This is a genomic window from Litoribacter populi (genome assembly GCF_007483685.1).
GTDB classification, from domain to species: domain Bacteria; phylum Bacteroidota; class Bacteroidia; order Cytophagales; family Cyclobacteriaceae; genus Litoribacter; species Litoribacter populi.
Genome location: NZ_VMKN01000001.1, coordinates 1,535,108 through 1,560,380 on the forward strand (window position 1 = coordinate 1,535,108; position 25,273 = coordinate 1,560,380).

Genomic DNA, 25,273 nt, shown 5'->3' on the forward strand with positions numbered 1-25,273 from the left:
TGGTGCTTAACAAATATTAAACCATCCGTTTGACCCTTAGGGAAGTGCCTTCCGAACTGATGACGACAATTTTCTCCCCACGGTCGATAAATTCTCCGCGGCTATAGGCATCGTAAAGCTCATCATCCACGATGATTTTTCCACTTGGCATCAGGCGGGTTTGAGTCACACCTTCCTTGCCCACCATGGTATCGCTGTAGAAGGAGCTGGTATACCCCTCCGATTTTTTGAGCGTAGTAGCCAAAGAAATATGGCTGAAAGCCTTCCACTGGTTTACCTTAGGTGCCATATAGAAGATCAGGATAATGCTGATGACTGCTGAAAGTATCACTGTAAGCAATGCGGTGAACAATTCGCCGGTAGACACAAAAGTGAAGTCGAAGGCGTCATTAGGGAGCATGCCAAAAGTCAGCCCGGCTAGAATTCCCAAAATGCCCAAGATTCCAAATACCCCAAATCCCGGCAGCACAAATATTTCCACCGCGAGTAAAATAAAGCCAACAACGAAAATCAAAATTTCCCAGTTGCCCGCCAAACCAGTGAGGTAGTAGGGAATAAAATACAGAATCATGGCCAGAACGGATGCGGCCAAGGGGAAACCTACTCCTGGGGTCTGGATTTCAAAGTAAATCCCTGCAAAGATGATTAGGATCAAAAAACCGCTCACGGCTGGGTTAAGGAAGAAGGCGATGACTTTTTCGACCCCACTGGACTCGTAGCGGATGATCTCAAAATCAGTGATTCCTTGCATTTCAATAATTTCCTCAATATTGCTAACCTGCGCTTCGCAAAAACCATGTTCTATAGCTTCTGAAACCGAAAAAGTGACCACAGATCCCTCTTTGGTTATGCCTTCTATCTCGATGCTTTCGTCCACCATGGCCTCTGCAATCTGTGGATTCCTGCCCTTGGCTTCGGCAGTACTCCTCATCATGGAGCGCATGTAGGATTGATATTTGTCAGGGGCCGCTTCGCCTGAGCCTCCCACCACCACTGTTGCGGCTCCAATACTGGCACCTCGAGCCATGTAGATGCTATCGGCAGCCACGGAGATGAGGGCGCCAGCGGAGGCAGCATCCTTGTCAATAAACACATGGATAGGGATTTCCGATTCCAATACCATCGTGCGAATATCATCGGCATCATTGACAGCTCCACCGTAAGTGTCCATGTGGATGATGATTAGGTCGGCTCCTTTTTCCTTAGCTTCTTCCATGGCCAAAGTAACCTGTCGGTTCATCCGTGGATCAATGTCCGATTTAATGTCAAAAACGAAAACTTTAGACTTTGAAGCAGGAATGCTGTCCTCCTGAAAGGCAAAGCCTTGTGAGGTAAGCAAGCCGAACAGACAAAGCCAGATATAGAATTGATACTTCATGAATAATCTAATTTACTTACCAATATACCTAAATTATTGATTTTATCGTTGCACCTATAGCAAAAGAATCGACTTTCCAGCAATTTGGAGGGCGCATTTATAAGTGAGAAATTTAACCAATATTAAATATTTTAGTGGTTGAACCCGGTTGTATTTAAAGAAATAAATTTGAAATTTGTAGGCAATAATTACCTCTTGGCCACATATTTCGAAGCAAAGGGCAAACATCGTCCAAAACAATTCGTTATTGCTGAAAACAGGTGAATTTTATTAAAAAAGTAACAATAATAGCAGGTAAGAATATTCTAATGAAGAAAAGTTTATTGACTTTGTGTTTAATGGGTCTTGGAATAGCAGTGTCGGCATCTGACTTTGCGGCCATGGACTCTGTGGGGATTGAGAAAAAGGATGGCAAAACTTTCATCATCCATGAAATTGACCAAAAGGAAACCCTCTTTGGTATTGCCAGGCGTTATGACGCCCCCATGAACGATATTATTACCGCAAACCCTACTTTGGCCAGTGGCCTTCAGCCTGGTCAGAGGATTAGAATCCCCTATGTAGAAAAGGCGCCGCTTCCGGAAGGGGCAAAACTTCACAAGGTTATGCCTGGTGAAACTCTTTTTGCTATTGCTAAAAGCCATAATGTGAGCGTCCAAGAAGTAACCGAATGGAACAACCTTGACGGCAACGGGCTTAACGTAGGGCAAAATTTGATAATCAAGGAAGGCAAGAAGCCGGCAGCTACCGCTGAAACGGCCACTCCTCCAAGCACTGCTCCAGCCACTAAGCGCGAAGAGCCAAGACGTGAAGAGACCAAAAAGGCTGAATCGCCTCGCACAAGCTCTTCTGCTCCTACTACTGCCTCCTCCTCTGATGGGGAATGGGTAATGCATACTGTGGCTCAAGGCGAAACATTATTTTCCCTAGCGAAAGACTACGATACCAAAGTTGATGATATTATCCGCTGGAATCTGCTTACTTCTACCAACTTGGCCCCTGGCCAAAAACTTAAAGTAAGTCAACGGGATGGAAGTGCTACCACCCAAACACCCGCTCAGTCTCAAACATCAGCCCAGACCCAACCAAGGACTCAGCATCCTGAAAAACCTAAAAGCGGGGACGCTGAAAAGGCAAATGTAGCTCAAAAGTGGATAGAAACGGTAAGAAGTGAAACCCCCGCCGAGAATCCACGACCAGTGGTAAATACCAGAAGCACACCGGTAGAGGAAGAATCCACCGAAAGGAAAAACATCAAAGAAAGCGGACAGGCGGAGGTCATCGAAGGGACGGGCAACCATACCAAGTACTTAGTGCTTCATAGAAACGCTCCCGTGGGAACCATCATGAGGATCAGAAATGAGGAGAATGATGTGACTATCTTTGCAAGAGTGGTTGGCAAACTTCCAGAAACCGGCGACAATGGAAGGCTTTTGATTAAGGTTTCCAAAGCAGCCTTCGAACAGCTTCGCGCAGTTAATAGTAGATTCCCTGTAGAGGTTTCTTATTAATATAGACTTAATTAGATTTATAAAAGAGCTGGCAGAGAATTGCCAGCTCTTTTTACGTGTAAGCCTTCCTGTCTTCGGTCTTCTGTCTTCGGTCTTCTCGTTATCTAGTTGATTTTCAGTAAGAAATTACTGATTTTGTTTTCATTTGTCAGCTAGCCACTTTTGCGATTGTCCTTTTTTCACTCTACTTTTGTGTTCGATTGCCATTATAATGAATAAATTACAACTCTTCCTTCACCATTTCTTCCGGTTTATCTGGAATGCTATCTTCATTATTTCCTATCCGATTCTCGCCTCCTTCGGGCTGGTATTTGTCGGTATTACGTATTTATTTTCGGGACTCTCAAAAGTTTTGACCAAAATGCGGAAAGGGGAAAAGATGGAAGTTACTTTTGACAACGCAGAATGGAAAAATATTAACCAAGATGTCAAGCTGATTGAAGGGAAGGTTTTTACTCAGATCATGTTTGGGCCAAGTGGCTATCACTTTAGAAGGTCTGACGGTGTGCCATCCATCCTGGAGGATCACGTTTTTGGAAAGAAAATCAAAGTTCTGGATGAAGGGCTGCTTCTTGAGAAATGGAATAGTACAGAGTCAAAGGACCTGCCTGATTTTGATATTTGCCTCTACAATCCTGACGAAGACTCCTTGAAGTCCCTGACCACTATCAAATGCTTTGATTGGCATCTTTCAGAAAAAGAGGATAATCTGCTAAACTTCAAATGGTTTGATGGAACCCAGGGCGGAGAAGTGAAAATTGCTCTATGAGGAAGGGCTTAAAAGAGTTTTTAGATGAAAAAGTGGCTTTTTATAACCAGCCGGATTTCATCGAAAATGACCCCATCTGCATTCCCCATCGTTTTACGAAATCCCAAGATATTGAGATCGCGGGTTTTTTTGCTGCTATTTTGGCCTGGGGACAACGCAAGACCATTATCAACAAATGCGTTTCACTTATGGAGATGATGGATAATGCGCCACATGATTTCATCCTTCATCATAGTGAAGAGGAATTAAAGCCCTTCCTGCAATTTAAGCATCGTACCTTCAATGCCACCGATACATTATATTTTTTAGCATTCTTTCAGAAGTTTTACAAAAACCATAACAGTCTAGAAGAGGCTTTCCTTCCTATGGGTAAAAGCATGGAGATGGAGAAAATGCTGGTCCATTTTCATGATTTCTTTTTTGATGACCCACTTGCCCCTCAGCGAACCCGAAAACACATCGCCACACCTGCCCGAAAAGCAGCCTGTAAACGCATCAACATGTTCCTCCGTTGGATGGTGAGAAAAGACGACAAGGGTGTAGATTTTGGAATTTGGAACAGGATATCTCCTTCTCAATTGATCTGCCCCTGCGATGTGCATGTGGATAGGGTAGGTCGCAAACTAGGACTCATAGAAAGAAAGCAGACCGACTGGCGCACCGCCATAGAGCTCACCTCCTGCCTCGCCGAACTGGATCCAAGAGATCCGGTGAAGTATGATTTTGCGCTTTTCGGATTAGGAGTGGAGGAGAAGTATTGAGGTAAAATGGGACACAGAGTTACGCTGACCTCGTACTTCTAACTTACTTTTTCCACTCCGAAGGATTTTCCCTCCATTCTTCCAAAGACTTCAAATCTTGATCGGAGACATAGTCCAAGGCTACAGCCTGGGGAAGCATGGCTGAATAGTCGCTCAAACAAATCAACTTTATTCCAGCATCCTCAAAGTTTTTTCTGGCTATTTCAAAGCCGTAGGTAAAGATGGCTACCATTCCTAAAACCTCAAAACCTGCATTCTTCAAATCTTGCACTGCTTTTAGGGAACTGCCGCCTGTAGAAACCAAGTCCTCTACCACCACTACCTTTTGTCCCGGAGTCACCTTGCCCTCGATCATGTTTTCCATGCCGTGACCTTTTGGCTTAGATCTTACATATAAAAAAGGCAGGTCCATTTCCTCAGCAATCAATGCACCTTGGGGGATTCCCGCAGTGGCCACCCCCGCAATGGCTTCTACATTCGGATACTTCTCCTTGATAGTGTCAACAAGGGCATGCTTGATATGTGTCCTTACTTTGGGAAAAGAAAGTGACAGTCTGTTGTCGCAGTAAATTGGTGACTTCCAGCCCGATGCCCAAGTGAATGGGCTTTCAGGGTTCAATCGAATGGCTTTTATTTCTAGTAGGCTTTTGGCTACCTCTTCGGCAATGTTTTTGTTTAATAATTCCATACATTAAAATTAAAAGATAAAACCCATACCGCAGTTGTGATAGGTGTATTTTTTATGCAATTTTAGCTTCTAATCGAATGCCCATGAGAATTTTCATTAATGACAAGCCTTTAGACATTCTGTCCACTGAGGAACTCGCTCCCGAGAAAACCTTTGAATGTATCTATGACAATCCCTCTGACCTTCCTTCTTATGTGGAATTTCATGATGATGTGCTTTTAATCAATCCATCCAAGGAGATCTTGCAAAAGCTCCTTTATCTGCTGAGAACTAGAAAACTTAAAAACCTTGACAGTATTACCATCCTTACCGAGGATAAGGAGAAGACTAAAAAGTATATTAAAAGCAGGTTTTCCATCGTCAAGGCGGCAGGGGGTGTGGTTATTAAAGGAGAAAGGGTGCTTTTCATCAAAAGGCTGGGCAAGTGGGACCTTCCCAAGGGAAAGTTTGATAAAGGCGAAACTCCTGAAGAATGTGCTGTGAGGGAAGTGGAGGAGGAGTGTATGGTGAAGGTGAAACTGGGAGAACCCATCATCAAGACCTGGCATACCTATACCCACAACCGTAAGAGTATCTTGAAAAAAACCTATTGGTTTGCCATGGAAATAATCGATGACTCCAAGATGAAACCTCAAGCGGAAGAGGGAATCGAGGATGTCAAATGGCTAAACCATCAGGAGGCCAAGTATGCCTTGGTGAATTCCTACCCATCCATGAGGTATCTTTACAAGAAATTTATAAAAATGATGCCCAAGGTTCAGACCTCGTAGGGCAAGAATTCATTGATTTCTCCACCATAGCGATGCACCTCTCTCAAGATAGTAGAATTGATGGAGGAGTATTTAGGTGAGGTGATCAAAAAGACTGTTTCCAGGTCTTTGTTCAAATGCCTATTCATCTGGGCGATGGCATTTTCATATTCAAAATCAGTAGTGTTTCTCAAACCTCTAAGCAGGAAGTTGGCGTCATGTTTCATCGCTAGGGAGGAAGTCAGTTCGCTGTAGGTCACTACTTTTACTTTTGGCTGATCCTTATAAGCACCTTTAATCTTTTCAACGATCATATCCAGGTCGAAATACCGCTTGCTTTTGTTGGTGTTGTATCCGATGGCAATGATTACCTCGTCAAAAAGCTCAACGCCCCGCATTACTATATCATGATGACCTAATGTAAAAGGATCAAAAGAACCTGGAAAAATCGCTACTCTTTTCATTCAATATAAATTAGAAGGTCCAATATGTTTCTAGCCTTTGCGTTTCCTGAATGCGTTCTGCACCAGTGTGGTAGGTAGTATTGGCTCTCGGTGTGATAGGTATAAGGTTTTTGAAATAGGGCTGTAATTCTACCAGGTTGGTATTAAGGGCAGAAAGATCGCCGATAAGGTTTACTTTACAATAATTGCGGTCAAAATTCAATTGCTCAAATGCCACAAAGAGGTATTTAAGCAAGTCCTCTGTATTGTCCACTCCAAAACGGTTGAAAAGCTTGAGTTCTTGACTCGAAAATGCCGCGAGATATACGTATCCTTCTTCAGCAATCACAAATATTTCTTGGCCAAGGTAATCTGTTTTCTTTTGGAAAAGGTAATCAAGCGCTAAGGAGCCCGCATGGCCAAATGAGATTTTTGGCAATATTTTTTTAAAAACATCTGCCGTGTGCTTATCTACTGCTCCGACCAAGTGCAGATTGTTGCTGTCCAGGCTTTCTGAAAACACCTCATGAGCTTCACTCTGAACCAATGAGCTGGAAAAGTTTAGATAAGTAGCCGCTTGATTATGGTCAAAGATAACCCCGGGAACAAGATTAAAGTGATCGTTGTGCACCCAAAGTTTGGCTGTGTCGGGGTTGGATTTCAGTAAGTCATTGCTGTCCAAAGTTTCTTGGAGATCAACTTCGGAAATGCTTTCCCCTCCGATAACTTCCCCATTGGAGTCTTTGGCAATGATCAATAGACTGTCATGAGACAAGAAAAGCGATAAATCTGACACCGCTTGGATGTCAAATTTATCGCTTAGATATTTATACTTCATGTTCTCTAATGGATTTACCACTATTATTCCCAGTTACCTGAAGTAGAAGAGTCAGTTCTAGAACCTACTCTCAATGCTTTTTCGTTGTTGTTTTCCCTTCTAGTTGGGTTGATTGGAGCTGGGTCTCTGATTTCAAACACTGCGATCTCCCTGTTGTTACGGGTGATTTTGTCAGCAAAGAATTCAAATTCTCTACCTCCGGAACCTGGTACGATGTGAAGGTTTTCAAGGTTGAAGTTAGGATGTCTTCTTTCGTTGAACAAGGAATCCATTACCGGCACGGAACCCAAAGTGTCATAAGATACAGTGGTTTCTTCCTTACCGTAGTCCAAAAGGACGGTGGTCTCAGATCTTTGTACAAGATAGATATCTCCATCTTGGATAAAATTTCTCAAATCTGGCCAGTTGTCGGCATATTCGCCTTCGCTGGCTAAATAGGCAACTTGGGCATCACGCAACATTTGAAGCTTTTCCACAACTCTGGCTTCGAGTCTTGCAATTCTTTTTTCCTCTTCCATTACGGAATCTATGCCATTGTACAGTACATAGCCCAAAGCAAGAGCGCCCACTAGGAATACCAATGATAAGATCTTAGTTACGTTCATTTTTTAAGGATAATTAATTCGTCTTAATAAGGTTGATGCTGTCTTTACAAGATGCTATTTTATGCATTTATTTTCAAAATTAAAATAACCTTTCCATATTCTTACATCATTTAATGATTTAAGGCCCCAAAATACCTGATGTTTGGTATCATTGGGTATGGATTGCAGTTCAGCTAGATCCATAAATCTCACCTCTTTGATTAGTTGAGTGGCGGCTGGTAGTTCAGGATCACTGCCCATGATGGGAATTTGACCATCTGCGCTGACCTCGAAAAAAAGCTCCACTGCATGAAGGGGCTTTTCCAGATATTCATAGGTAAAAAGGAATTTGTCTACCTCAACAGTCAATCCCGTTTCTTCGGCAAATTCCCTAGTCAGGTTGGTTGTAGCTGAACTCCCAAACTTCATACCTCCTCCCGGGACATTCCAAAGACTACGGCCCCGGCCCATATCATGGCGGATCATCAGAATCCTATCCTGTCTGATCAACACACCATTAACGCGAACCCGTAACCTGTCACCAAACTTGTCGGATATTTCTTTTGCGATATTCGGCATTAAAGCTTTAGATTAGCATCATGAGTAAAGATACGCATCCTCTGTCAAAACCTTCTAATCTGATCAAAGGAAAGTTTCCCCATACCCCCACTCAAGGGCAGGAGACTTTTTTCAGGCTCTTGGATGAATTTCTTTCTGCCAAGATGGGAGAGAAGCCGACCTTCATACTTCGTGGTTACGCGGGTACGGGGAAAACCTCCGTGGTATCGGCCTTGGTGCAGACCCTTCCTCAGCTCAATTACCGCTCCTTGATGTTGGCTCCCACCGGTAGGGCGGCTAAGGTGATGTCCACCTATTCTGGGAAAAACGGTTATACGATTCATAAAATCATCTACACACCTTTGGGTGATCAGGGAAATTTCTCCGGCTTTGATCTGCAGAAAAACTATTACACAAACACGGTCTTCATTGTGGATGAGGCCTCCATGCTTTCCGATGAGGGCGGGATGGGGCAGAGCTTGTTGATGGATTTGGTCCGATATGTTTTCCAACACGCTTCTAATAGGCTTATGCTGATAGGTGACAGTGCGCAGCTTCCTCCTGTCAACAATATGAATAGCCCTGCTTTGGACAAAAATCACATGGTCAGGCATTATGGACTTTCCATCCTGGAAACTGAACTCACGGAGGTGATGCGACAAGAACTCGATTCGGGTATTCTATTTAATGCGACCAAACTCCGGGAGGAAGTAGTTAAGAAGCATCCTCAAATATCTTTTCAAGTAAAGCCCTTCAAGGATTTCTATAGGATGACTGGGGAGAAACTTGAGGATGGTTTGAGGTACGCCTACAATAAATTCGGTGTAGAGAACACTATCATCGTGACCAGGTCAAACAAGGCTGCCGTGCAGTACAATCAATATATTCGAAGGGCTATTCACTTTATGGATGAGGAAATCACCTCGGGGGATTTACTGATGATTGTGAAAAATAATTACATCTACATGGCAGAATCCGAGAAGGTAAATTTTTTGGCCAATGGAGATTTTGCGGAAGTAAGAAAAATTCGTTCTTTTGAAGAAATGTATGGGTTGAGGTTTGCAACTTTGGAATTGCAGCTGCTTGACTATCCCGATGAGCCCAGTTTTGAGGCCAAGGTGATCCTGGATACCCTTTATTCATCCACTCCATCCTTGAGCCAGGAGGAATACAGAGAGCTTTACCGGCAGGTCCAGGAGGATTATGCTGATATTGAGAAGAAAGGGGAGCGGATGGAAATGGTAAAGAAAGACCCTTATCTTAATGCCTTACAGGTGAAATTTGCCTATGCACTAACCTGTCATAAGTCGCAAGGTGGGCAGTGGGATGCGGTGTTTGTGGACCAGGGATATTTGAAGGAAGAGCAACTTGACACGGGTTTTATCCGTTGGCTATATACCGCTGTGACCAGGGCGACCAAAGAGGTGTTCATGGTGAACTTCCATCCGAGGTTTTTCGGGTGAGAAGAGCGGGGAGGTTTCACGCAGGGAAGTTTCACGCAAAGAGCGCAGAGATTTTACGCAAAGGGCGCGAAGGTTTTATTAATATTGTGATTAAAGTCTTTGCGATCTTCGCGCCTCCTTTGCGGTCTTTGCGTGAAACTGAAACTGACTTAGCGTCTTTGAGCCTTTTTGGCTAATATTTGTATCAATAAAAATTAACATATAATAAAATGAGAAAGTTAGTATTAGTGATGATTATGGCTGTGGTGGCGTTTGCGGCACAGGCACAGGAAGCTTCCAATAATAATGGAGCTACTATTACGTTCGCTGAAAAGTCCAAGGATTTTGGTGATATCACCCAGGGTGATAAAGTGGAGCATACCTTCAAATTTGAGAATACAGGTGGCGCTCCTTTAGTGATCAGCAATGTGGCTGCCACTTGCGGTTGTACTGTACCGGCTTGGCCAAAAGAGCCAATCGCTCCGGGTGAGTCTGCTGAGATCAAGGTTTCCTTCAACTCAGCCGGCAAAATGGGCAAGCAGAACAGTGTAGTGAGAATCTACTCCAATGCTTCCGAACCGATTGAGAAGGTGAGTCTTATCTCGAATGTGCAACCGAAGAAATAGTTTAGTGGCCTGCGGCCGTTGAATGGTTTAAAGATTAAGGATTGAAATTTATGGCCCGGGGTTGATCCGGGCCTTTTTTATTTTGAGGATTAATTTATAAATTGATCTCGTATCTAAGGTTTCGGTCTTCGGTCTTCCGTCAAAAAGTATTTTTTCGTACCCCATTTTTTAAACCATGAATAAAATTATCTATTTCATCATTGCCCACCGTAACCCAGCCCAACTCGAAAGGTTAATCAGAAATCTGGAGGGCCCAGATACGGTTTTTTATATCCATATGGATGTGAGAACAGCAATTGAGGATTATCTCTACCTGGCGTCTGAGGAGGTAAAATTTATCCAAAACAGGGTGGCCTGTGTTTGGGCCGATTATGCATTTGTGCAGGCGGTACTTAACTTGGCCGAAGTGGCACTGGAGGATCAGCAAGATGGAATGATTGTACTTTTGAGTGGGCAAGATTACCCATTGCAACCCGCTGGGATGATCAGAGCATACTTTCAGGCCCACATGGACAAAAACTTTATCAACTGTGTTCCCATTGAAGAAGCTTGGTCGGAATTCGGCTGCTACAGACGCAGGGAGACTTATAAAGTAAACTTTTCTGACAAAAGGGCCGATTTTGCCTTCTTCAAAGGGATGGATTTGATGCTGATCAACTGCTTGCTCAAGGGTAGGGTAGGGTTGGATGTATTCAAACTAATTTTTAAGAAAAGGGTAGAACCATTCAAACTTTACGGCGGATCTGCCTGGTGGGCCATTAATACCGAAACCTTCAAAAAGATTATGGAGTTTATGCAGGTGCGTGGTGAGGAGATGAAGAAGTATTGGCAATACACCTACTGCGCCGATGAGTCGTTTTTTCAAAGTTTGCTGATGGAACTGCTGCAAGGTGATAAGTCAAGCATCCTTCCGACCCCAACCTACGTCAACTGGACCCGCAAAAACTGTGAGCTCCCTGTGACATTCAATTCCGGTGACCTCGAAGAGCTGAAACAAAAATCCGACGAGTTCCTCTTCGCTCGCAAGTTTGTAATGGATAAGGATGAGGAGATACTTGATGATATAGATAGGGAGTTATTAGTTGATCGGAAAAAAATCACCACAGATCACACAGATTAGCACAGGGTTACTAATATACCCTCCTCCCTACTATCAAGCGTCTATGAAGCGTCTATAGCCCAACACTCACCCACACTAGACCCAATCCTTACCCAGCCATGGCCCAAGTTGTAGTTGGGTGAGCGTTGGGTGGGTGTTGGGCTATAGTTGGGGAAGAGAGGGGGAATAGATACTTAATTCATAATTCCCTCCACAACCCTCTCAGCCCAATACTTATAAATCTCCGCATCCGGATGCAGTTTGTCGCTAACCACAGCTAAAGGATAGTCGCGGTAGTGGGTGGTGATGTCGATGAAGGTGATGCCGTATCTTTCGGTGATGGCTTGCTTGGCGCGGTTGTACCGGTCAATTTCCTGGGCCACCTTTGCTTTGTCGGTTTCCTTTTCAGTGGCAAATGGGGTGATGCCCCAATCGGGAATGGAAAGTACGATCACTCTTTCTCTATTGCCGCCGGCAAACCCAATCGCCTGATCCAGCAATTCTTTGAATTCTGCCTTGTAATTATCCAGATCCCGTCCTCTATACTGGTTATTCACCCCGATGAGCAAGGTGACCAAATCAAAAGTTTGGCCTTCAATATCAGCCTCCTGGATGCCCTTTTGGAGTTCATCGGTGGTCCATCCAGTGGTGGCGATGATTTTAGGATCTTCAAAATCATGACCTTTATCCCTAAACATTGCAACTGCTTGATTTGGGAACCTTTCATGCTCGGACACTCCTTCACCAATGGTGTAAGAATCTCCGAGTGCCAAATAAGTATATTGCTGTGCCATGGTGCTTATGGTTGTGGTCATTGCAAGGATGAGAAATGTAAATAATCCTTTCACGATTGGAAAATTGATTCGGTTAATTGAAAAGTACCCTCATCGGCGTTCATTTTTGCTCTGGCACCGATGGGTACGATAAACTGCTTGGGCACATGCCCGATCATGGCACCGCGGTATGCGGGGATGTTCAATGGCTTGATGTAGTCATCGAAGATGTCATCCAACGTCAGTGTGCCATAGCCGCCCGTAGGACTGCAATCGGTGCATTGTCCAAAAATAAAGCCTTTGATCTGGCTCAGAGCTCCCGTTAGTTTGAGCGTACTCATCATTCGATCAATCTTGTAAGGTTCCTCTCCAATATCTTCCAGAAAAAGTATCTTATTGTGGAAGTCAGGGAGGTATCCCGTCCCCGCCAAAGCGGTTAATACGGTCAGGTTGCCGCCTACAAGTTCTCCTTCGACTTCACCACCTGTGATGGTCTGTATGCGGTTGTTTTTGACTATTAACTCGTCTCCCTTTTCCTGCTCGTTTTCAAACTTGTGCAAGGACTGGTTAAAAAAGACTTCCTCAAACTGCTTGACATTAAAGCTGTTCCAGCTGCCCGTGCCGTTGGGGCCGTGGAAGGTGATCAGGCCGGTTTTGGCAAAGATGGCATTGTGTATGGCGGTGATGTCGCTGTAGCCCAAGATTGGCTTTGGATTATGCTTAATGTTTTCATAATCAATCATGGGTAATATCCTAGCTGCGCCTGATCCGCCACGGATGCAGATAACGGCTTTGACCTCCTCGTCAGCAAACATGCTGTTCAGGTCATGGGCGCGCTCGGCATCGGATCCTGCCAGATGGCCGCGACGGTTTTGGAGATTTTCGCCCATCTTGACTTCAAAACCCAGTGCCTCAAGCGCCTCCTTGGCTAACTGGAACTGTATTCTTTCGGCCGTGGCCGCAGAGGGACTGATTAAGCCTACAGTGTCGCCTTTTTGTAAAGGTTTTGGTAAGAGTTTTTGAGTTGGAGAAGTTGATTTTATGGCTTTTTGCATTCCCAATATCGGGAAAAGACTTAGGGAGAGTCCCAAGGACTTGAGGAAATTTCTTTTGTTCATGTGTAATTAAAAATTTTCCCGGATATAGACCATCACTTTTTCCATTTCGCTTCTCACTTTGCTGGCCTTATAGGGGTAATTATTGTTCATAAATGCAAATGCATATAACTTGTCGCTCTTAGTTCTCACAAATCCCACCAAGCTATGGTTATTGGATATGGTGCCCGTTTTGCCAAAAACGTAGGGTTTTGGAGCATGGTAATTATTTTTCAAGGTTCCACTCACTCCGCCCTTTGGAAGAAGATTAAAGAGCATTTCATCTGGCAAAACCCTGTAGATTTTATCCATCAGCACCACCAATGACCGCGGGGTCATGAGGTTGTGTCTGGAAAGACCAGATCCGTCTACCCACAACATTTCGTCAGGAAGGTCAATTAAGTATGTTTTTTTGATATAATCAATGGCTCTTTCCGAATTGAGTTCCTGGAAAAGTTCATCGGATATCATCAATAGCAGGTGCTCTGCGATGAAATTGTCGCTTTCCAGCATCATTTCCTTGTAGAGAGCCTCTGTGCGGATGCCTTTAAGGCGTTGGTGGTCCTTGGGGAGTTTTTCCTTGGACGGCAATACCATCTTGTTAAGTTCCGAACTGGCCAACTGTACAAAAGTCTGCTGGCTGGTCAAAAATGGGACATAGGAATTCATTCCGTTATATGTGCGGGGATTGTAGAAAAACTGATTGTTGTGAAATTCCCGTTGCACGTTTCTCACATCTCTGTCGCTGGTGGTGAGGTTTTGGCGGAAGAGAGATGGGCTGATCTCTGGTTTATTGTTGCGGTTAATTACCTTGGCTACATTACCATAAATTGGGAATGGGGATTTTTCGGCAGAATAGGAAAAGTAATAATCATCCCATTGCCAGCCAAAACCAAATGCCTGGTCCTTCCAGTTGGCATCGGAGAAATTGATTTTCTCATATCTGTCAAAAAACTCTCTCAACCTTGGCTGCTGGGGCAAGGCATGGTATTTCCAGCTCGGGTCCCCAGTTCCCCATACGGTTACCTCATTTCCTTTATTCACATATCGCAAAATGGTGGTGCTATCACCTAATGTGATGAGGGAGGCAAAAAAGGTTACCAATTTGGTAGTCGAAGCGGGAATGAAGTACAAATGGCTGTTTTTCTCATAGACCGGCTGCTGTGTGTCTAAGTCATAGAGCATGAAACCGGTCAGGTGATTGTTGAAAAAAGAGTCCTTGCCCAGGTAAGCCTCTAGCTCAGTGGCTTTGTCTCTGGAAGGTTGGGCGAGGAGAGCATAGCTTTGTAGAAGTAAGAGGAAGGTTAGTAGAAATTTTTGGGTACCAAGAACCAAGTACCAAGTACCAATTAACTCAGTCATCGATCGCTGACTTCCTATTATTTTACTATTGTTCATATATTTTCTTTTGGTATAAAGGACAAGGTACCATCTTCGTACCTCGTACTTAATTTTTCGTACCTCGTACTTCGTCCTTCGTACTTCTAAGGTTTTTCGTACTTCGCATGGCAAATACTACACATATCCATCCTGCTATGAACGCCACGCCGCCGAAAGGTGTGATGGCACCGAGCCAGGTGATGCCGGTGAGGGAAAGTACGTATAGCGAGCCGGAGAAAATCAGTATTCCGGCCAAGAATAACCAGGCGCTAATTTTTAGCCACTTTTCATGCAATTTCAATAACGCTAGTATGCCTACCAATAACATTGCCAGGGCATGATAAAAATGATATTTTACTCCGGTTTCGAAGGTTTCGGTCCGGCCGTGCAGCTCCAAAGTGTCGGCAAGCCCATGTGCGCCAAAGGCTCCAATGCCCACAGCCAGCGCACCTAAAATGGCCGCCGTTTGAATGATTTTTTCTTTATGCATTTTAATTGTAATTTCTTGCTCCAAATATGGCGCTACCTATCCTCACCATAGTGCTTCCTTCCTCTTGTGCAATGAAGTAGTCACCGCTCATGCCCATGGAAAGTTCGTCCAGCTTCATATTGGGGGGAAGTGAAAGGGTTTTTAGCTTTTCGAAAAGGCTCTTGAGTCCAGCAAATTCCCTTCGGATTTGATCTTGGTCCTCCGTGAAGGTCGCCATTCCCATTAGCCCTTGGATCTTTACATTGGCGAGGCTTTCCAACTCTCCGCTTTGGATGAGCTGAACGAGTTCGTTTTCATCAAAACCAAACTTGCTGTCCTCTTCAGCGATATGGACCTGTAAAAGGCAAGGAATGGTTCTATCAGCTTTTTTCGCTTGCTTGTCAATCTCTTTAAGCAATTTAAGCGAATCTACACCGTGAATTAAGTGTACAAATGGAGCGATGTATTTGACCTTGTTGCGCTGCAGATGGCCAATCATATGCCAACGAATGTCGGTGGGCAATTGTGGCTGCTTGTCGGTGAGTTCCTGGACTTTGTTTTCCCCAAAATCACGGATACCGGCATCATAAGCCTCCTGCAGATCTTCGACAGGTTTGGTCTTGCTGACGGCTACCAAGAGGCAATCAGGATTTTTAAATGTGTTTTTTATCTCTTGAAGGTTTTCTTTTATAGTCATTCTCCTAAATTTACACTCTCAAAGATACTGTTTAAGATTAGGACGGGCAATCCTCCGGCCTGCATTGTTTTACATAAGCATATAAAATTATGGCGATACTAGGCACATTATTGAAACGGGGCATCCGCCTTCGTGAATCCCTGGAACAAGAATACAGTTCCCCCATTGAGCTCCAAAAGCGGGAGCTGAAGAAGCTGATGATTGCTGCCTCAAAGACTGAGTTTGGTAGAAAGTATGGTTTTGGAGAAAAACTTAAGGAGTTTAAAAAGAAGGGGAACACCTTTTATGAGACCTTCAAACAGGATATGCCCATCTTTGACTACAACAAAATGTACGATGAATGGTGGCACAAGCTCCAAGAAGGAGAAAAAAACATTACCTGGCCGGGGGCCATCAAGTATTTTGCCATGACCTCTGGCACTTCAGGTGCCACATCTAAGTATATTCCCATTTCCTATGAGATGGTGAAAGCTATCCGTAAAACTGGTGTTAGGCAAATCCTTACCCTATCAAAATATGAACTTCCGGACAGGCTTTTTAACACGGGAATATTGATGCTTGGTGGAAGTACCGATCTGGAATTCAACGGTACCTATTTCTCAGGTGACCTGAGCGGTATCACAGCTGGGAATCTTCCTATTTGGTTCCAGCGATTTTACAAGCCAGGTTCCGAGATCGCCAGAAACAAGAATTGGGGGGAGAAGCTGGAAAAAATAGTAGACAATGCTCCGAATTGGGATATTGGAATTATAGTAGGTGTGCCGGCGTGGTTACAGATTTTGTTGGAAAAGATTATTGAGCGATATGGGCTAAAATCTATCCACGACATTTGGCCAAACCTGAAGATTTTCGTTCATGGTGGGGTGAGTTTTGAACCCTATAAAAAGGGTTTTGAAAAGCTGCTTGATCGACCATTGATCTATATGGAAACCTATTTAGCCAGTGAGGGATTTTTGGCTTTCCAAGCTTTACCTGATCGTCGATCCATGAGGCTTGTTCTTAATAATGGGATTTTCTATGAATTTATTCCTTTCAAAGATGAAAACTTTGACGATAATGGAGAAGTGCGTCCAGATGCGCAAACCCTTTCCATTGACCAGGTGGAGGAAGGTAAAGAGTATGCCATTCTGATAAGCACCTGTGCTGGAGCGTGGAGATACCTTATTGGGGATGTGATCAAATTTGAATCATTGGCAGAAGCCGAGATAGTGATTACCGGTAGGACCAAGCATTTCCTCAGTCTTTGCGGAGAGCACCTTTCTGTTGACAACATGAACAAAGCAGTGGAATTGGCCTCAGAGGAATTAAACGTTGATATCAGGGAATTTACGGTCATCGGCGTGCCTCATGGGAATCTCTTTGCCCATCACTGGTATATTGGAACCGACGATGAGGTGGATTCTGGTAGGTTAAGAAATTTAATCGACGAAAAACTGAAGAGCCTAAACGATGACTATATAGTTGAAAGACAACATGCGCTGAAGGACGTGGATGTAAGAGTTTTACCTCAGGAAACCTTTATCGAATATATGCGCCTTCAGGGTAAGGAAGGGGGGCAAAACAAGTTTCCACGTGTGCTCAAAGGGGATAAAGCCGAAGCTTGGCTGGGCTTTTTAAAAGAAAAGGGATTCCAATAGGATGAATGTAATTGAAGGAATTGGAATGGGACTGGTGCTTTCGCTGATCATCGGCCCTGTTTTTTTTGCCCTTATCCAAAATAGTATGGAGAAAGGGTTTAAATATGCTGTTGCCATGGCAGCCGGTATACTTGTCAGCGATAGCCTGTATGTATTGCTTACCTACTTTGGGGTTTCCATGATTACAAATAATCCGATGGTGGAAATGATACTTGGATTTGTTGGGGGAGGTTTTTTAATCGCGTTTGGGGTATTGACCTTTATGAAAAAGGGAGTAGACAGGCCAAATACAGGTGGTTTTCCGAAAACCCAAAATAGACCAATGAAGCGAAAGGGCTTTGCCAAAGGCTTCTCCCTTAATGGTATCAATCCTTTTGTGTTGCTGTTTTGGACCTCCATTGCCGGTTTAGTTCGTTTGAAGGATAACTTTGGGACTGTGGATATTGTGGGATATTACCTTGGGATCCTACTGACTGTGTTTCTAGTAGATATTCTCAAAGCCTATAGTGCTAACAAGCTACGTACCTTCATCACCCCGAAGGTCATGCAGATTCTCAATCGGGTAGTGGCAGTGGTGCTTTTTGGGTTTGGGATAAGGCTGATAGTGTTTGCTGCGGAATTGGATGGGGATTTTTAGATTAAGTACGAAGTACGAATGGGGTTTAGAGGGTTATTTTCCCTGCGGGAAGGTTTAGGAGTTTAGCGCAAAGCGACGCCAAATCCAACCTGAAGTAATAAACCCCTCCCCACGCGAAGCGCCGGGAAATAAACCTCTCGACCGAAATGATGAATAATGAATGATGAATGATGAATAATGAAGAAATGTAAGGCCAAAAGGACTTAATACAGCAGTCTATCCTCCGATGTACTTTGTACTTGGTACCTGGTACTTTGTGCCAGTTTTTAATCCAACAAGAAGTTATTCACAAAACTACTTTTCAGCATCATCCAAAGAAACAGGAACACAAAAGCCCACATAAGGTAAGCCCGGTAGTAATCCTGGGTTTCTTTGTAGCGGTTTTCGATTATTTCAGCCTTTTCCAATTCGTCGATCTGGTCGAAAATATTGTCCAGGGCACCGTCATCAGATGCACGGAAAAACTGCCCTCCGCCGATTTGGGCTATCTCCCGAAGAGTGGTCTCATCCAGGTAACTTTCGATCATCTGGGGACGACCAAAGAAGTCAGTACCATAAGGCACCATCCCGTCCTTTCCTACGGCAATAGTATAGATTTTTATATCCATGGCCTCGGCAAGTTGAGCGGCAAAGATAGGATCAACATTGCCCGCATTATTGTCTCCATCACTGAGTAATACCATCACCTTACTTACACTTTCGGATTCTCTCATCCGGTTGGTTGCAGTGGCTAGGGCACTGCCAATCGCTGTACCTTTAGCATCCATCATATCAAAACTGATATCACCGATCACATCGTTGAGCATAGCGTGATCCGTTGTCAATGGTGCAAGGGAATAAGCTTCTCCCGAAAAAATTACCATGCCGATACGATCACCTCTGCGACCTTCGATAAATTCAATAGCGGTCTCCTTGGCAGCCTCTAGTCGGTTGGGTTTGAAGTCCTGCAAGTCCATGGACTCCGATATATCAAGCACCAACATAATGTCAATACCCTCCGTGGATTGCTCCACACGCTCATTGGTACGTTGGGGGCGAGCTAAGGCAATAGCTACCATCCACAAGGCCAACATAAAAAAGAACGTTGGGATTAGTCTAAGATAGGTCCAAGGATTACTATGGGCCACACTTTTTGGCAGGGTAAGCTCAAGGGAAGGGTTTCTCAAGAATTTGATGAAAATCCTCAATAGCATAAGAACCGGAATGATCCAGATCAGGTGCAGTGCCCAGATGTTTTCCCATTCGAAAGATCGTAGGGTTTCTGGGGTAAACCAATGCCATGAAAGCATGTCGCTTATATTATTCACGTTCATGGATCAGTTCTATTTTTTTGTTGTACATGTTACGGCAATCCGTTTTCAGGTTTTGGCAAATGGACGGCAATTGCTCGGTTTTGCGGTCCGCATAGATGATCAACTCTATATTCCGCAGGTCTTCTAGTATGCCTTCCCGCGGAAGATCGATTGCCACCTCTGTAGATGTCCACTCCTGATAAGGTCGATCAGTGACCAATTCAAGATATCTTTTCCAAAGTCCCAGCACATTGTCTGCATGTGGAGCAGTGGGTTGGGAGATGAAAGTTGAGGTGACATTTTCCCATTTCTTTTCAAACCTTTTCCATCTTTGTCTTTCCAACCAAGCCAGCCAATGGTTGTATATTTTATCACCAAACACAAAATAGATCACGATTGTCAGCACCAAAATAATGGATAAGGCAATGTAGAGATAAGGATAATTAAATTCCCTATCTATCTTCTGATAGGTGTCGTTGTCTTTAAAGGTTGGAGCCGGAGGGATTTCCGGCAAGGTTAAGATGAGTGCTAGCTCATCCTCTTCGGGAAAATATTCTAAGCTGTCATATTTCAGAACCTCATACACGGGCATTGTGAAATTTCGAACAGGGTCCAGAGAGAAATTGGATAGGTAGTAAATTACGCTGTCCCTAGTAAGTGTGTCACGTGTATCGGTGACAAAAGTTTTCCTACCCAAGTATTCCATGTCCTCAAACCTAAAGGAGGAATCTGGAAAGATCACCTGTTGGGTGGGACGGTAAGTGGCTTTGAGCACATACTCCACCCGCTCACCGAGTTTGGCGGAATCTTGACGGAAATACCCTTCAACTAGCACATCCTGTGCGGAAAGCATGAAAGGGAAAAGAAAGGCAATGATGAACAAAAATGGATGCTGCTTACCCACGTTTCCTGGTTTTATTTCGGTACTTGAACAATTCAATCAATGGCAAAACGATGTCCTGCTGAGTGTCAATGGGTAAGTAGTTGATCTGGTGTCTTTTGCATAGGTCGCTAATAGCTTCTCTTTCCTCAGTAAAGGTGGAGGATATCTTTTTAGAAAAAGTACGAAAGGCGGTGTTAACCCAGGTGGTTTTGTCTTCCTCTTTGTCATAAATGGGGATAATTCCCAATGATGGAAGCATGGTTTCCCGTGGGTCGGTCACTTGGATGGCTACAACGTCGTGTTTCTCACCCATGGCTTTAAGGGTGCGCTCGTAGCCCTCATCTATAAAATCTGAGATTACAATGATGATACTTCTTTTCTTGACCATATTCAAGGTGTATGTAAACATGGAATTTAGGTCAGTTTTGAGGCTCTTGTTTTCATGTTGGAAAATAGCGCGAATGATCTTGACCCCGTGGCGTTGGCCTTTACCGGGGAGGACCACCTGTTCTTTTTCGTCACTGTAGGAAATTAAACCGACCTGGCTGCCTTCGTAAAGTGCCGCCAATGTAAGTACCCCGGCGATCTCTTTTCCCAAGTCAATTTTTTTTCTGCCTTTGGCTCCGATATTTTGGGATCCACTGACATCAAGTAGGAAAATTACGGACTGATCTTTCTCTTCTTTAAAAGTTTTAACAAATGTTCCGTGCCCTTTTGCCGATACTTTCCACTCAATAGTCCTTACATCGTCGCCGTACTGGTAGGGGCGGAGGTCGTCAAACTCTAGACCTGCACCTTTGAAAATAGACCTATAATCCCCCTGTAAGTGGTTGTTGGCCACTTTTCGGAGCATGATTTCATATTTCCGGAGCTTTTTAAGCAGGTGTTTCATTCGAGGTTTTTTTCCTGAGGCCTAAATTTAACGCACTCATTTGAATAATAAAACGTGTAAGAGGTAACATATTATTTAAATTCGTTTGAAATGGCTAATTTTGCAGGGTGAATAGATTGATAATAATTCTGGTGCTGGCCGTGTTTGCCCTTTCCTGTGGCAACGGTGACAGACCAAAACAGTTACTAAGTGAGGATCAAATGGTGTCTATCATGATGGATATTCACATGGTGGAAGGCATATCCAGTGCTTTGCCCATTTCATACGATTCCTCCAAAAAAGTCTATCCCTACTTGGAACACCGAGTTTTCGAGAAACATGGGGTGGCTGATTCAGTTTACGTGGAGAATCTGCAATATTACCTTAGGGATGCCGCCAAGATGGAGCAGCTTTATGCCCGGGTGATCGATTCTTTGACAGTCAAACAAAATATAGGAGAACAATAATATATGCTATATCCTCAAAGCCTTGAACATAAGATTGACTTTGACAAGATCAAAGAACATATCAAGGCCGAATGTACCAGCCCTCTGGGGGTGGATTTTGTTTCCAAGATTTCCTTTTCGAAAGACCCTAAGCTGATCCAAAAACTTCTTGACCAAACTGAGGAGTTTCGCCAGATCATTATCTCGGGGGAAATGTTTCCAGCATCCAACTTTCTCAACATTTACCCCTTTTTGGAAAAGGCCAAGATTGAGGGGACCTTCCTCTATGAGGATGAGTTTCATGATATCAAAATGTCCTTGATTACCTTGAAGGGGTGCACCGCCTTTTTGGAGAAATATCAGGAAGAATATCCTAACCTTTTTCAGCTAGTGGGGATGGTCACTTTAGACAATACTTTGTTAAAAGCTATTGAACGAGTGATTGATGAAAAGGGAAAGTTGAAGAACAATGCCTCAAAGGAATTGTCGCTTATCCGTTCGCAGATCCTTTATGAAGAAAATAGGCTGAGAAAAGTGCTGGATAGGATTTTCAGAGAAGCGAAAGCAAAAGGCTATTGTCCTGATGATGCTTCCTTGACTATAAGAGGTGGCCGAATGGTGATGCCAGTGCTTGCCGAAAACAAACGGAAAATCAAGGGCTTTGTCCATGATGAATCAGCCACTGGGCAGACAGTTTACCTAGAACCTGCCGAAGTACTGGATATTAACAATGAACTTAGGGAACTGGAGTACATGGAAAGGCGGGAGATTACCAAGATCCTCACCCAACTCACCGATACATTAAGACCCTTTATTCCCGATCTGAGAAAGGCATTCCAGTTTTTGGGTATGGTGGATTTCATCCGAGCCAAGGCTAGGTTTGCCATCAAGGTCAATGGCAGCAAGCCTGAATATGAAAAAGCCAAGGTGATCGAATGGTACAATGCCAGACATCCGCTTCTAGAGATTGCCTTGGCCCAACAGGGGAAAAAGATAACACCTCTCAATATACAGCTCGACCATAACAGAAGACTCTTGGTAATCTCTGGGCCGAATGCTGGAGGTAAGTCGGTGACTTTGAAAACCGTTTCTCTGCTGCAATACATGGTGCAGTGCGGATTGCTCATCCCTGTGGATCCCCACTCCAAATTCAGCATATTCAGCAATCTGTTTATTGATATTGGTGATGAGCAAAATATAGAAAATGACCTGAGTACTTATAGCTCCCACTTGATGAGCATGAAGTATTTCACTCAGTTTGCCGACAAGAAAACCATTTTCTTCATCGATGAATTCGGGACGGGGACCGAACCTCAATTTGGGGGAGCGATCGCTGAAGCTATCTTGTTAGCCTTGAACAACACCGGCGCCTATGGCATTGTGACCACGCATTATGGCAACCTCAAGCAGGTGGCCGCCAAGCATCACGGAATGGTCAATGGAGCCATGCGATATGATGTTGATAAATTGGAGCCCCTTTATCAGCTGGAGGTAGGTAAGCCAGGTAGTTCTTTTGCTTTGGAAATAGCCTCGAAAATCGGCATCCGAAAGGATATAATCGAGGAGGCCAAGGAGAAAATCGGGGAAGAGCGAGTAAGGTATGATAAACTGCTCAATAAGGTAGAAGCAGAGAAGAACAAATATGATAGGCTACTTCTGGAAACCCAAAAAAAGGACAGGTTGCTCACCAAAAGGATGGAGGAGTATTCCCAGTTGAAGGAGACGCTGGAAAAGAATAAGAAGGAAATCGTACAGCAGGCCAAAGTGGAGGCCAAACAGCTTTTGGATCAGACCAACAGGCAAATAGAAGCCACCATCCGAGAGATTCGAGAAAGCAAAGCAGATAAAGAAGTCACTAAAAAAGCTCGAGCCACTCTTGAGCAACACAAGCAGGTGGTCAAGCCAGAAAAGCAAAAAGCCGCCAGCAGTACGGAGATAAAGGTTGTCGGTGGAGAAATACAAGCAGGCGACCATGTTCGTTTGAAGGACAATGGAGCAGTAGCCGAGGTGATTTCCATTAAAAACAAAGATGTAGAAATCAGCATAGGTGAGCTCAAGTCCAATGTAAAGCTTAGCAGATTGGAAAAAATCAGCAACACGGAGGTTAAAAAGGAAAAGAAAGCAATTTCCAAGCGGATGTCCTATGATACTTCGGCTGCCATGAGGGAGTTTAATGTCAATCTTGATCTGAGGGGGAAAAGAGGAGAGGAGATCTTACCTTTGGTGGAACGATTCATCGATGAGGGTTTTATGCTAGGCATGAAAGATCTGCGCATTGTCCATGGAAAAGGAGATGGTATTCTAAGGGACATTACACGAAACCTGCTCAGACATATGGAAAGTGTGTCATCTTTTGAGGATGAGCATGCTGATAGAGGAGGAGCGGGAGTTACGTTGGTGACGTTGAAGCAATAGAAGAGGAATTCATCATTCATCATTGGGTTTAATGATGAATGATGAATTTAGAATGATGAATAATGACAGTAAGCTACTCCTTTGTCAATTCAAAAACGTATGACCCTGCAACTGCATTGGTGCGAGCGTTTGGAAGTGGAATGGAGAAGGTGAGGCGGAGGTTGTCTTGGTTGCGGGTAAATTGTATTTCTTCGCCGGATGCTGGTTGCTCCCCGGTTAGAATCACGCGGTCAAGGTTGTTGCCGGTTAGTGACCAGTTGCCGGAAGCATCGAAGATCCCTTGTCCCTCTGAAGTGCTATAAGTACGGCTTTGGCCAGAGGCATTGAAGGTGATGGTGAATTCGCTAAACAAATCGGTTTGGTTGTCGCCATCTTTGGTGACAGATCCACCTTGCGCCACAGACCAAGTGGCCGTGCCATCGTTGGCCAATTCCTCAGTAGCCAGTTCTTCTGGTGTTTTTACGTCTGGTTCAGGAGTTTCGCTTCCGCATGCGGAGGCTGCAGCCAAAATAATAAGTGCCAAAATGCCTTTTTGTAGATGCTTGATCATAAGTACAAAATTGTTGTGCTGTAAATTTAACTATTCCCGACAAAAATCAAAGCTGCTTATTAAGCTTATAGTCTTCTATTGATAGGATTTGGTCACAGAAACTGTATTCTCTCTCATCGTTGGAGCAAATCACGGTGGTTTTCTGATCACCGAATTTTTTCACCATATCCAGATACCAATTAACTCCCTTCACATCTAAATTGGAAGTAGGTTCATCCAAAAGCATCAGGGGGGAGTCTGAGAAAAAGCACATACCCAGCTTTAATCTCTGTTTCATACCGCTTGAGAAAAATTGGATTTGTTTGTTTTTGTGCTCTTGTAAGTACATCAGCTCCAACATGTCTGCGATAGATAATCCAGAGATTTTGTTTTTAAATTTGAAATGAAAATCCAGAAATTCCAATAGGGTAAACTCCTCTGGAAGTTCCAAATATGGAGCACTCAAGGTTAGATGCTTATAAAAGCTATCTTCCAAGATAGTTTGGTTTTCTAATTGGTAAGTTATCTTTCCCTCCGTCAAAGGTATTAGTCCGGACAGGCATTTCAAAAAAGTGGATTTCCCTGATCCATTGCTGCCGGTGATGGCAGTTTTGCTAAAAGAAGGTAAAACCAGGCTGACATTTTTGAAAATCCAGTCATATTGGAATCTCTTGGCAGCCTGGTCTAGCTGTATGCTGATCATA

27 protein-coding genes are annotated in these 25,273 nt (G+C 43.9%); 11 read left to right on the forward strand and 16 right to left on the reverse strand.

Annotated features, from left to right (window positions below):
* Positions 1-16: 16 nt before the first annotated feature.
* Positions 17-1,378: an NfeD family protein gene (locus tag FPL27_RS06745; protein ID WP_143960362.1), complete on the reverse strand. Its 1,362-nt coding sequence runs from the start codon at positions 1,376-1,378 to the stop codon at positions 17-19.
* 308 nt (positions 1,379-1,686) lie between these two features.
* Here FPL27_RS06745 and FPL27_RS06750 point away from each other — a divergent pair, with 308 nt between their 5' ends.
* From FPL27_RS06750 to FPL27_RS06760, 3 genes are all read left to right on the forward strand, one after another.
* Entirely contained in the window at positions 1,687-2,889 is a 1,203-nt protein-coding gene (locus tag FPL27_RS06750; protein WP_143960363.1) for a LysM peptidoglycan-binding domain-containing protein, read from the forward strand.
* 211 nt (positions 2,890-3,100) lie between these two features.
* Positions 3,101-3,658 carry a hypothetical protein gene (locus FPL27_RS06755; RefSeq protein WP_143960364.1) on the forward strand — a complete coding sequence of 186 codons (558 nt, stop codon included), beginning with the start codon at positions 3,101-3,103 and terminating at the stop codon, positions 3,656-3,658.
* Positions 3,655-4,419, forward strand: a complete 765-nt coding sequence (locus FPL27_RS06760; protein WP_143960365.1) for a TIGR02757 family protein — start codon at positions 3,655-3,657, stop codon at positions 4,417-4,419. The genes FPL27_RS06755 and FPL27_RS06760 overlap by 4 nt, the downstream gene beginning before the upstream one ends.
* Before the next feature lie 43 nt (positions 4,420-4,462).
* Here FPL27_RS06760 and pyrE read toward each other — a convergent pair whose 3' ends face one another.
* Positions 4,463-5,107 (reverse strand): orotate phosphoribosyltransferase, encoded by a 645-nt coding sequence (gene pyrE, locus FPL27_RS06765; protein WP_143960366.1) that lies wholly within the window; start codon positions 5,105-5,107, stop codon positions 4,463-4,465.
* Positions 5,108-5,190: 83 nt separating this feature from the next.
* Here pyrE and FPL27_RS06770 point away from each other — a divergent pair, with 83 nt between their 5' ends.
* A complete protein-coding gene (locus FPL27_RS06770) occupies positions 5,191-5,877 on the forward strand; it encodes an NUDIX hydrolase (protein ID WP_143960367.1) in 687 nt (228 codons plus the stop codon).
* On the opposite strand, the gene coaD is transcribed toward FPL27_RS06770, so the two are convergent.
* Genes coaD through FPL27_RS06790 form a run of 4 tightly spaced genes read right to left on the reverse strand, consistent with a single transcriptional unit; the run spans position 5,865 to position 8,300 of the window.
* Entirely contained in the window at positions 5,865-6,320 is a 456-nt protein-coding gene (gene coaD, locus FPL27_RS06775) for a pantetheine-phosphate adenylyltransferase (RefSeq protein WP_143960368.1), read from the reverse strand. The two genes, FPL27_RS06770 and coaD, sit on opposite strands and share 13 nt — an antisense overlap.
* Positions 6,321-6,330: 10 nt before the next feature.
* On the reverse strand, positions 6,331-7,137 hold the full coding sequence (locus FPL27_RS06780) for a DUF3822 family protein (protein ID WP_143960369.1): 807 nt from the start codon (positions 7,135-7,137) through the stop codon (positions 6,331-6,333).
* A 23-nt stretch (positions 7,138-7,160) separates the two neighbouring features.
* Positions 7,161-7,742, reverse strand: a complete 582-nt coding sequence (locus tag FPL27_RS06785; RefSeq protein ID WP_143960370.1) for a hypothetical protein — start codon at positions 7,740-7,742, stop codon at positions 7,161-7,163.
* 54 nt (positions 7,743-7,796) lie between these two features.
* Entirely contained in the window at positions 7,797-8,300 is a 504-nt protein-coding gene (locus FPL27_RS06790) for an NUDIX domain-containing protein (protein ID WP_143960371.1), read from the reverse strand.
* 20 nt (positions 8,301-8,320) lie between these two features.
* On the opposite strand from FPL27_RS06790, the gene FPL27_RS06795 reads away from it, so the two are divergent.
* The 3 genes from FPL27_RS06795 (at position 8,321) to FPL27_RS06805 (ending at position 11,467) form a co-directional block, all read left to right on the forward strand.
* Positions 8,321-9,742: an ATP-dependent DNA helicase gene (locus tag FPL27_RS06795; protein ID WP_143960372.1), complete on the forward strand. Its 1,422-nt coding sequence runs from the start codon at positions 8,321-8,323 to the stop codon at positions 9,740-9,742.
* A 209-nt stretch (positions 9,743-9,951) separates the two neighbouring features.
* The gene (locus FPL27_RS06800) at positions 9,952-10,347 is read left to right on the forward strand and encodes a DUF1573 domain-containing protein (protein WP_143960373.1); all 396 of its coding nucleotides are present in this window, start codon (positions 9,952-9,954) and stop codon (positions 10,345-10,347) included.
* Positions 10,348-10,522: 175 nt separating this feature from the next.
* On the forward strand, positions 10,523-11,467 hold the full coding sequence (locus tag FPL27_RS06805) for a beta-1,6-N-acetylglucosaminyltransferase (protein ID WP_143960374.1): 945 nt from the start codon (positions 10,523-10,525) through the stop codon (positions 11,465-11,467).
* A 173-nt stretch (positions 11,468-11,640) separates the two neighbouring features.
* Here FPL27_RS06805 and FPL27_RS06810 read toward each other — a convergent pair whose 3' ends face one another.
* From FPL27_RS06810 to FPL27_RS06830, 5 genes are read right to left on the reverse strand one after another with little or no spacing between them, the layout of a single operon-like run.
* Positions 11,641-12,240: an SGNH/GDSL hydrolase family protein gene (locus FPL27_RS06810; protein WP_143960375.1), complete on the reverse strand. Its 600-nt coding sequence runs from the start codon at positions 12,238-12,240 to the stop codon at positions 11,641-11,643.
* 50 nt (positions 12,241-12,290) lie between these two features.
* On the reverse strand, positions 12,291-13,337 hold the full coding sequence (locus FPL27_RS06815) for a S66 peptidase family protein (RefSeq protein WP_143960376.1): 1,047 nt from the start codon (positions 13,335-13,337) through the stop codon (positions 12,291-12,293).
* A gap of 6 nt (positions 13,338-13,343) precedes the next feature.
* Entirely contained in the window at positions 13,344-14,711 is a 1,368-nt protein-coding gene (locus FPL27_RS06820) for a D-alanyl-D-alanine carboxypeptidase/D-alanyl-D-alanine-endopeptidase (protein ID WP_235893381.1), read from the reverse strand.
* A gap of 49 nt (positions 14,712-14,760) precedes the next feature.
* Positions 14,761-15,183 (reverse strand): DUF423 domain-containing protein, encoded by a 423-nt coding sequence (locus FPL27_RS06825; RefSeq protein WP_143960377.1) that lies wholly within the window; start codon positions 15,181-15,183, stop codon positions 14,761-14,763.
* A 1-nt stretch (position 15,184) separates the two neighbouring features.
* Positions 15,185-15,859 (reverse strand): YggS family pyridoxal phosphate-dependent enzyme, encoded by a 675-nt coding sequence (locus FPL27_RS06830; protein ID WP_143960378.1) that lies wholly within the window; start codon positions 15,857-15,859, stop codon positions 15,185-15,187.
* A gap of 89 nt (positions 15,860-15,948) precedes the next feature.
* On the opposite strand from FPL27_RS06830, the gene FPL27_RS06835 reads away from it, so the two are divergent.
* Complete coding sequence (locus FPL27_RS06835) at positions 15,949-17,496, forward strand: GH3 family domain-containing protein (RefSeq protein WP_143960379.1); 1,548 nt, start codon at positions 15,949-15,951, stop codon at positions 17,494-17,496.
* Between the two features lies 1 nt (position 17,497).
* The gene (locus FPL27_RS06840) at positions 17,498-18,133 is read left to right on the forward strand and encodes a LysE family translocator (RefSeq protein WP_143960380.1); all 636 of its coding nucleotides are present in this window, start codon (positions 17,498-17,500) and stop codon (positions 18,131-18,133) included.
* A gap of 266 nt (positions 18,134-18,399) precedes the next feature.
* Here the strand turns inward: FPL27_RS06840 and FPL27_RS06845 are convergent, their stop codons facing one another.
* From FPL27_RS06845 to FPL27_RS06855, 3 genes are read right to left on the reverse strand one after another with little or no spacing between them, the layout of a single operon-like run.
* Entirely contained in the window at positions 18,400-19,446 is a 1,047-nt protein-coding gene (locus FPL27_RS06845; RefSeq protein ID WP_143960381.1) for a vWA domain-containing protein, read from the reverse strand.
* Positions 19,433-20,329, reverse strand: a complete 897-nt coding sequence (locus FPL27_RS06850) for a hypothetical protein (protein ID WP_235893382.1) — start codon at positions 20,327-20,329, stop codon at positions 19,433-19,435. Before FPL27_RS06850 ends, FPL27_RS06845 begins: the two co-directional genes overlap by 14 nt.
* A complete protein-coding gene (locus tag FPL27_RS06855) occupies positions 20,322-21,200 on the reverse strand; it encodes a DUF58 domain-containing protein (protein WP_143960382.1) in 879 nt (292 codons plus the stop codon). The genes FPL27_RS06850 and FPL27_RS06855 overlap by 8 nt, the downstream gene beginning before the upstream one ends.
* A 107-nt stretch (positions 21,201-21,307) precedes the next feature.
* Here FPL27_RS06855 and FPL27_RS06860 point away from each other — a divergent pair, with 107 nt between their 5' ends.
* Both FPL27_RS06860 and FPL27_RS06865 read left to right on the forward strand, forming a co-directional pair.
* The gene (locus tag FPL27_RS06860; RefSeq protein WP_143960383.1) at positions 21,308-21,646 is read left to right on the forward strand and encodes a DUF4296 domain-containing protein; all 339 of its coding nucleotides are present in this window, start codon (positions 21,308-21,310) and stop codon (positions 21,644-21,646) included.
* Between the two features lie 3 nt (positions 21,647-21,649).
* Complete coding sequence (locus FPL27_RS06865) at positions 21,650-24,040, forward strand: endonuclease MutS2 (RefSeq protein WP_143960384.1); 2,391 nt, start codon at positions 21,650-21,652, stop codon at positions 24,038-24,040.
* 73 nt (positions 24,041-24,113) lie between these two features.
* Here the strand turns inward: FPL27_RS06865 and FPL27_RS06870 are convergent, their stop codons facing one another.
* The gene (locus FPL27_RS06870; RefSeq protein WP_235893383.1) at positions 24,114-24,590 is read right to left on the reverse strand and encodes a hypothetical protein; all 477 of its coding nucleotides are present in this window, start codon (positions 24,588-24,590) and stop codon (positions 24,114-24,116) included.
* A 46-nt stretch (positions 24,591-24,636) separates the two neighbouring features.
* Positions 24,637-25,272: an ABC transporter ATP-binding protein gene (locus tag FPL27_RS06875; RefSeq protein ID WP_143960385.1), complete on the reverse strand. Its 636-nt coding sequence runs from the start codon at positions 25,270-25,272 to the stop codon at positions 24,637-24,639.
* Between the last annotated feature and the right edge of the window lies 1 nt (position 25,273).

What these genes read in the sequence shown, in the direction of transcription:
- FPL27_RS06815 (WP_143960376.1), bottom strand. Translation starts at nt 13,337, where the DNA reads ATGAACAAAAGAAATTTCCTCAAGTCCTTGGGACTCTCCCTAAGTCTT.
- FPL27_RS06780 (WP_143960369.1), bottom strand. Translation starts at nt 7,137, where the DNA reads ATGAAGTATAAATATCTAAGCGATAAATTTGACATCCAAGCGGTGTCA.
- FPL27_RS06785 (WP_143960370.1), bottom strand. Translation starts at nt 7,742, where the DNA reads ATGAACGTAACTAAGATCTTATCATTGGTATTCCTAGTGGGCGCTCTT.
- FPL27_RS06835 (WP_143960379.1), top strand. Translation starts at nt 15,949, where the DNA reads ATGGCGATACTAGGCACATTATTGAAACGGGGCATCCGCCTTCGTGAA.
- FPL27_RS06800 (WP_143960373.1), top strand. Translation starts at nt 9,952, where the DNA reads ATGAGAAAGTTAGTATTAGTGATGATTATGGCTGTGGTGGCGTTTGCG.
- FPL27_RS06830 (WP_143960378.1), bottom strand. Translation starts at nt 15,859, where the DNA reads ATGACTATAAAAGAAAACCTTCAAGAGATAAAAAACACATTTAAAAAT.
- FPL27_RS06870 (WP_235893383.1), bottom strand. Translation starts at nt 24,590, where the DNA reads ATGATCAAGCATCTACAAAAAGGCATTTTGGCACTTATTATTTTGGCT.
- FPL27_RS06820 (WP_235893381.1), bottom strand. Translation starts at nt 14,711, where the DNA reads ATGAACAATAGTAAAATAATAGGAAGTCAGCGATCGATGACTGAGTTA.
- FPL27_RS06810 (WP_143960375.1), bottom strand. Translation starts at nt 12,240, where the DNA reads ATGGCACAGCAATATACTTATTTGGCACTCGGAGATTCTTACACCATT.
- FPL27_RS06745 (WP_143960362.1), bottom strand. Translation starts at nt 1,378, where the DNA reads ATGAAGTATCAATTCTATATCTGGCTTTGTCTGTTCGGCTTGCTTACC.
- FPL27_RS06865 (WP_143960384.1), top strand. Translation starts at nt 21,650, where the DNA reads ATGCTATATCCTCAAAGCCTTGAACATAAGATTGACTTTGACAAGATC.
- FPL27_RS06770 (WP_143960367.1), top strand. Translation starts at nt 5,191, where the DNA reads ATGAGAATTTTCATTAATGACAAGCCTTTAGACATTCTGTCCACTGAG.
- pyrE (WP_143960366.1), bottom strand. Translation starts at nt 5,107, where the DNA reads ATGGAATTATTAAACAAAAACATTGCCGAAGAGGTAGCCAAAAGCCTA.
- FPL27_RS06760 (WP_143960365.1), top strand. Translation starts at nt 3,655, where the DNA reads ATGAGGAAGGGCTTAAAAGAGTTTTTAGATGAAAAAGTGGCTTTTTAT.
- FPL27_RS06755 (WP_143960364.1), top strand. Translation starts at nt 3,101, where the DNA reads ATGAATAAATTACAACTCTTCCTTCACCATTTCTTCCGGTTTATCTGG.
- FPL27_RS06805 (WP_143960374.1), top strand. Translation starts at nt 10,523, where the DNA reads ATGAATAAAATTATCTATTTCATCATTGCCCACCGTAACCCAGCCCAA.
- FPL27_RS06795 (WP_143960372.1), top strand. Translation starts at nt 8,321, where the DNA reads ATGAGTAAAGATACGCATCCTCTGTCAAAACCTTCTAATCTGATCAAA.
- FPL27_RS06750 (WP_143960363.1), top strand. Translation starts at nt 1,687, where the DNA reads ATGAAGAAAAGTTTATTGACTTTGTGTTTAATGGGTCTTGGAATAGCA.
- FPL27_RS06875 (WP_143960385.1), bottom strand. Translation starts at nt 25,272, where the DNA reads ATGATCAGCATACAGCTAGACCAGGCTGCCAAGAGATTCCAATATGAC.
- coaD (WP_143960368.1), bottom strand. Translation starts at nt 6,320, where the DNA reads ATGAAAAGAGTAGCGATTTTTCCAGGTTCTTTTGATCCTTTTACATTA.
- FPL27_RS06840 (WP_143960380.1), top strand. Translation starts at nt 17,498, where the DNA reads ATGAATGTAATTGAAGGAATTGGAATGGGACTGGTGCTTTCGCTGATC.
- FPL27_RS06790 (WP_143960371.1), bottom strand. Translation starts at nt 8,300, where the DNA reads ATGCCGAATATCGCAAAAGAAATATCCGACAAGTTTGGTGACAGGTTA.
- FPL27_RS06855 (WP_143960382.1), bottom strand. Translation starts at nt 21,200, where the DNA reads ATGAAACACCTGCTTAAAAAGCTCCGGAAATATGAAATCATGCTCCGA.
- FPL27_RS06825 (WP_143960377.1), bottom strand. Translation starts at nt 15,183, where the DNA reads ATGCATAAAGAAAAAATCATTCAAACGGCGGCCATTTTAGGTGCGCTG.
- FPL27_RS06845 (WP_143960381.1), bottom strand. Translation starts at nt 19,446, where the DNA reads ATGAACGTGAATAATATAAGCGACATGCTTTCATGGCATTGGTTTACC.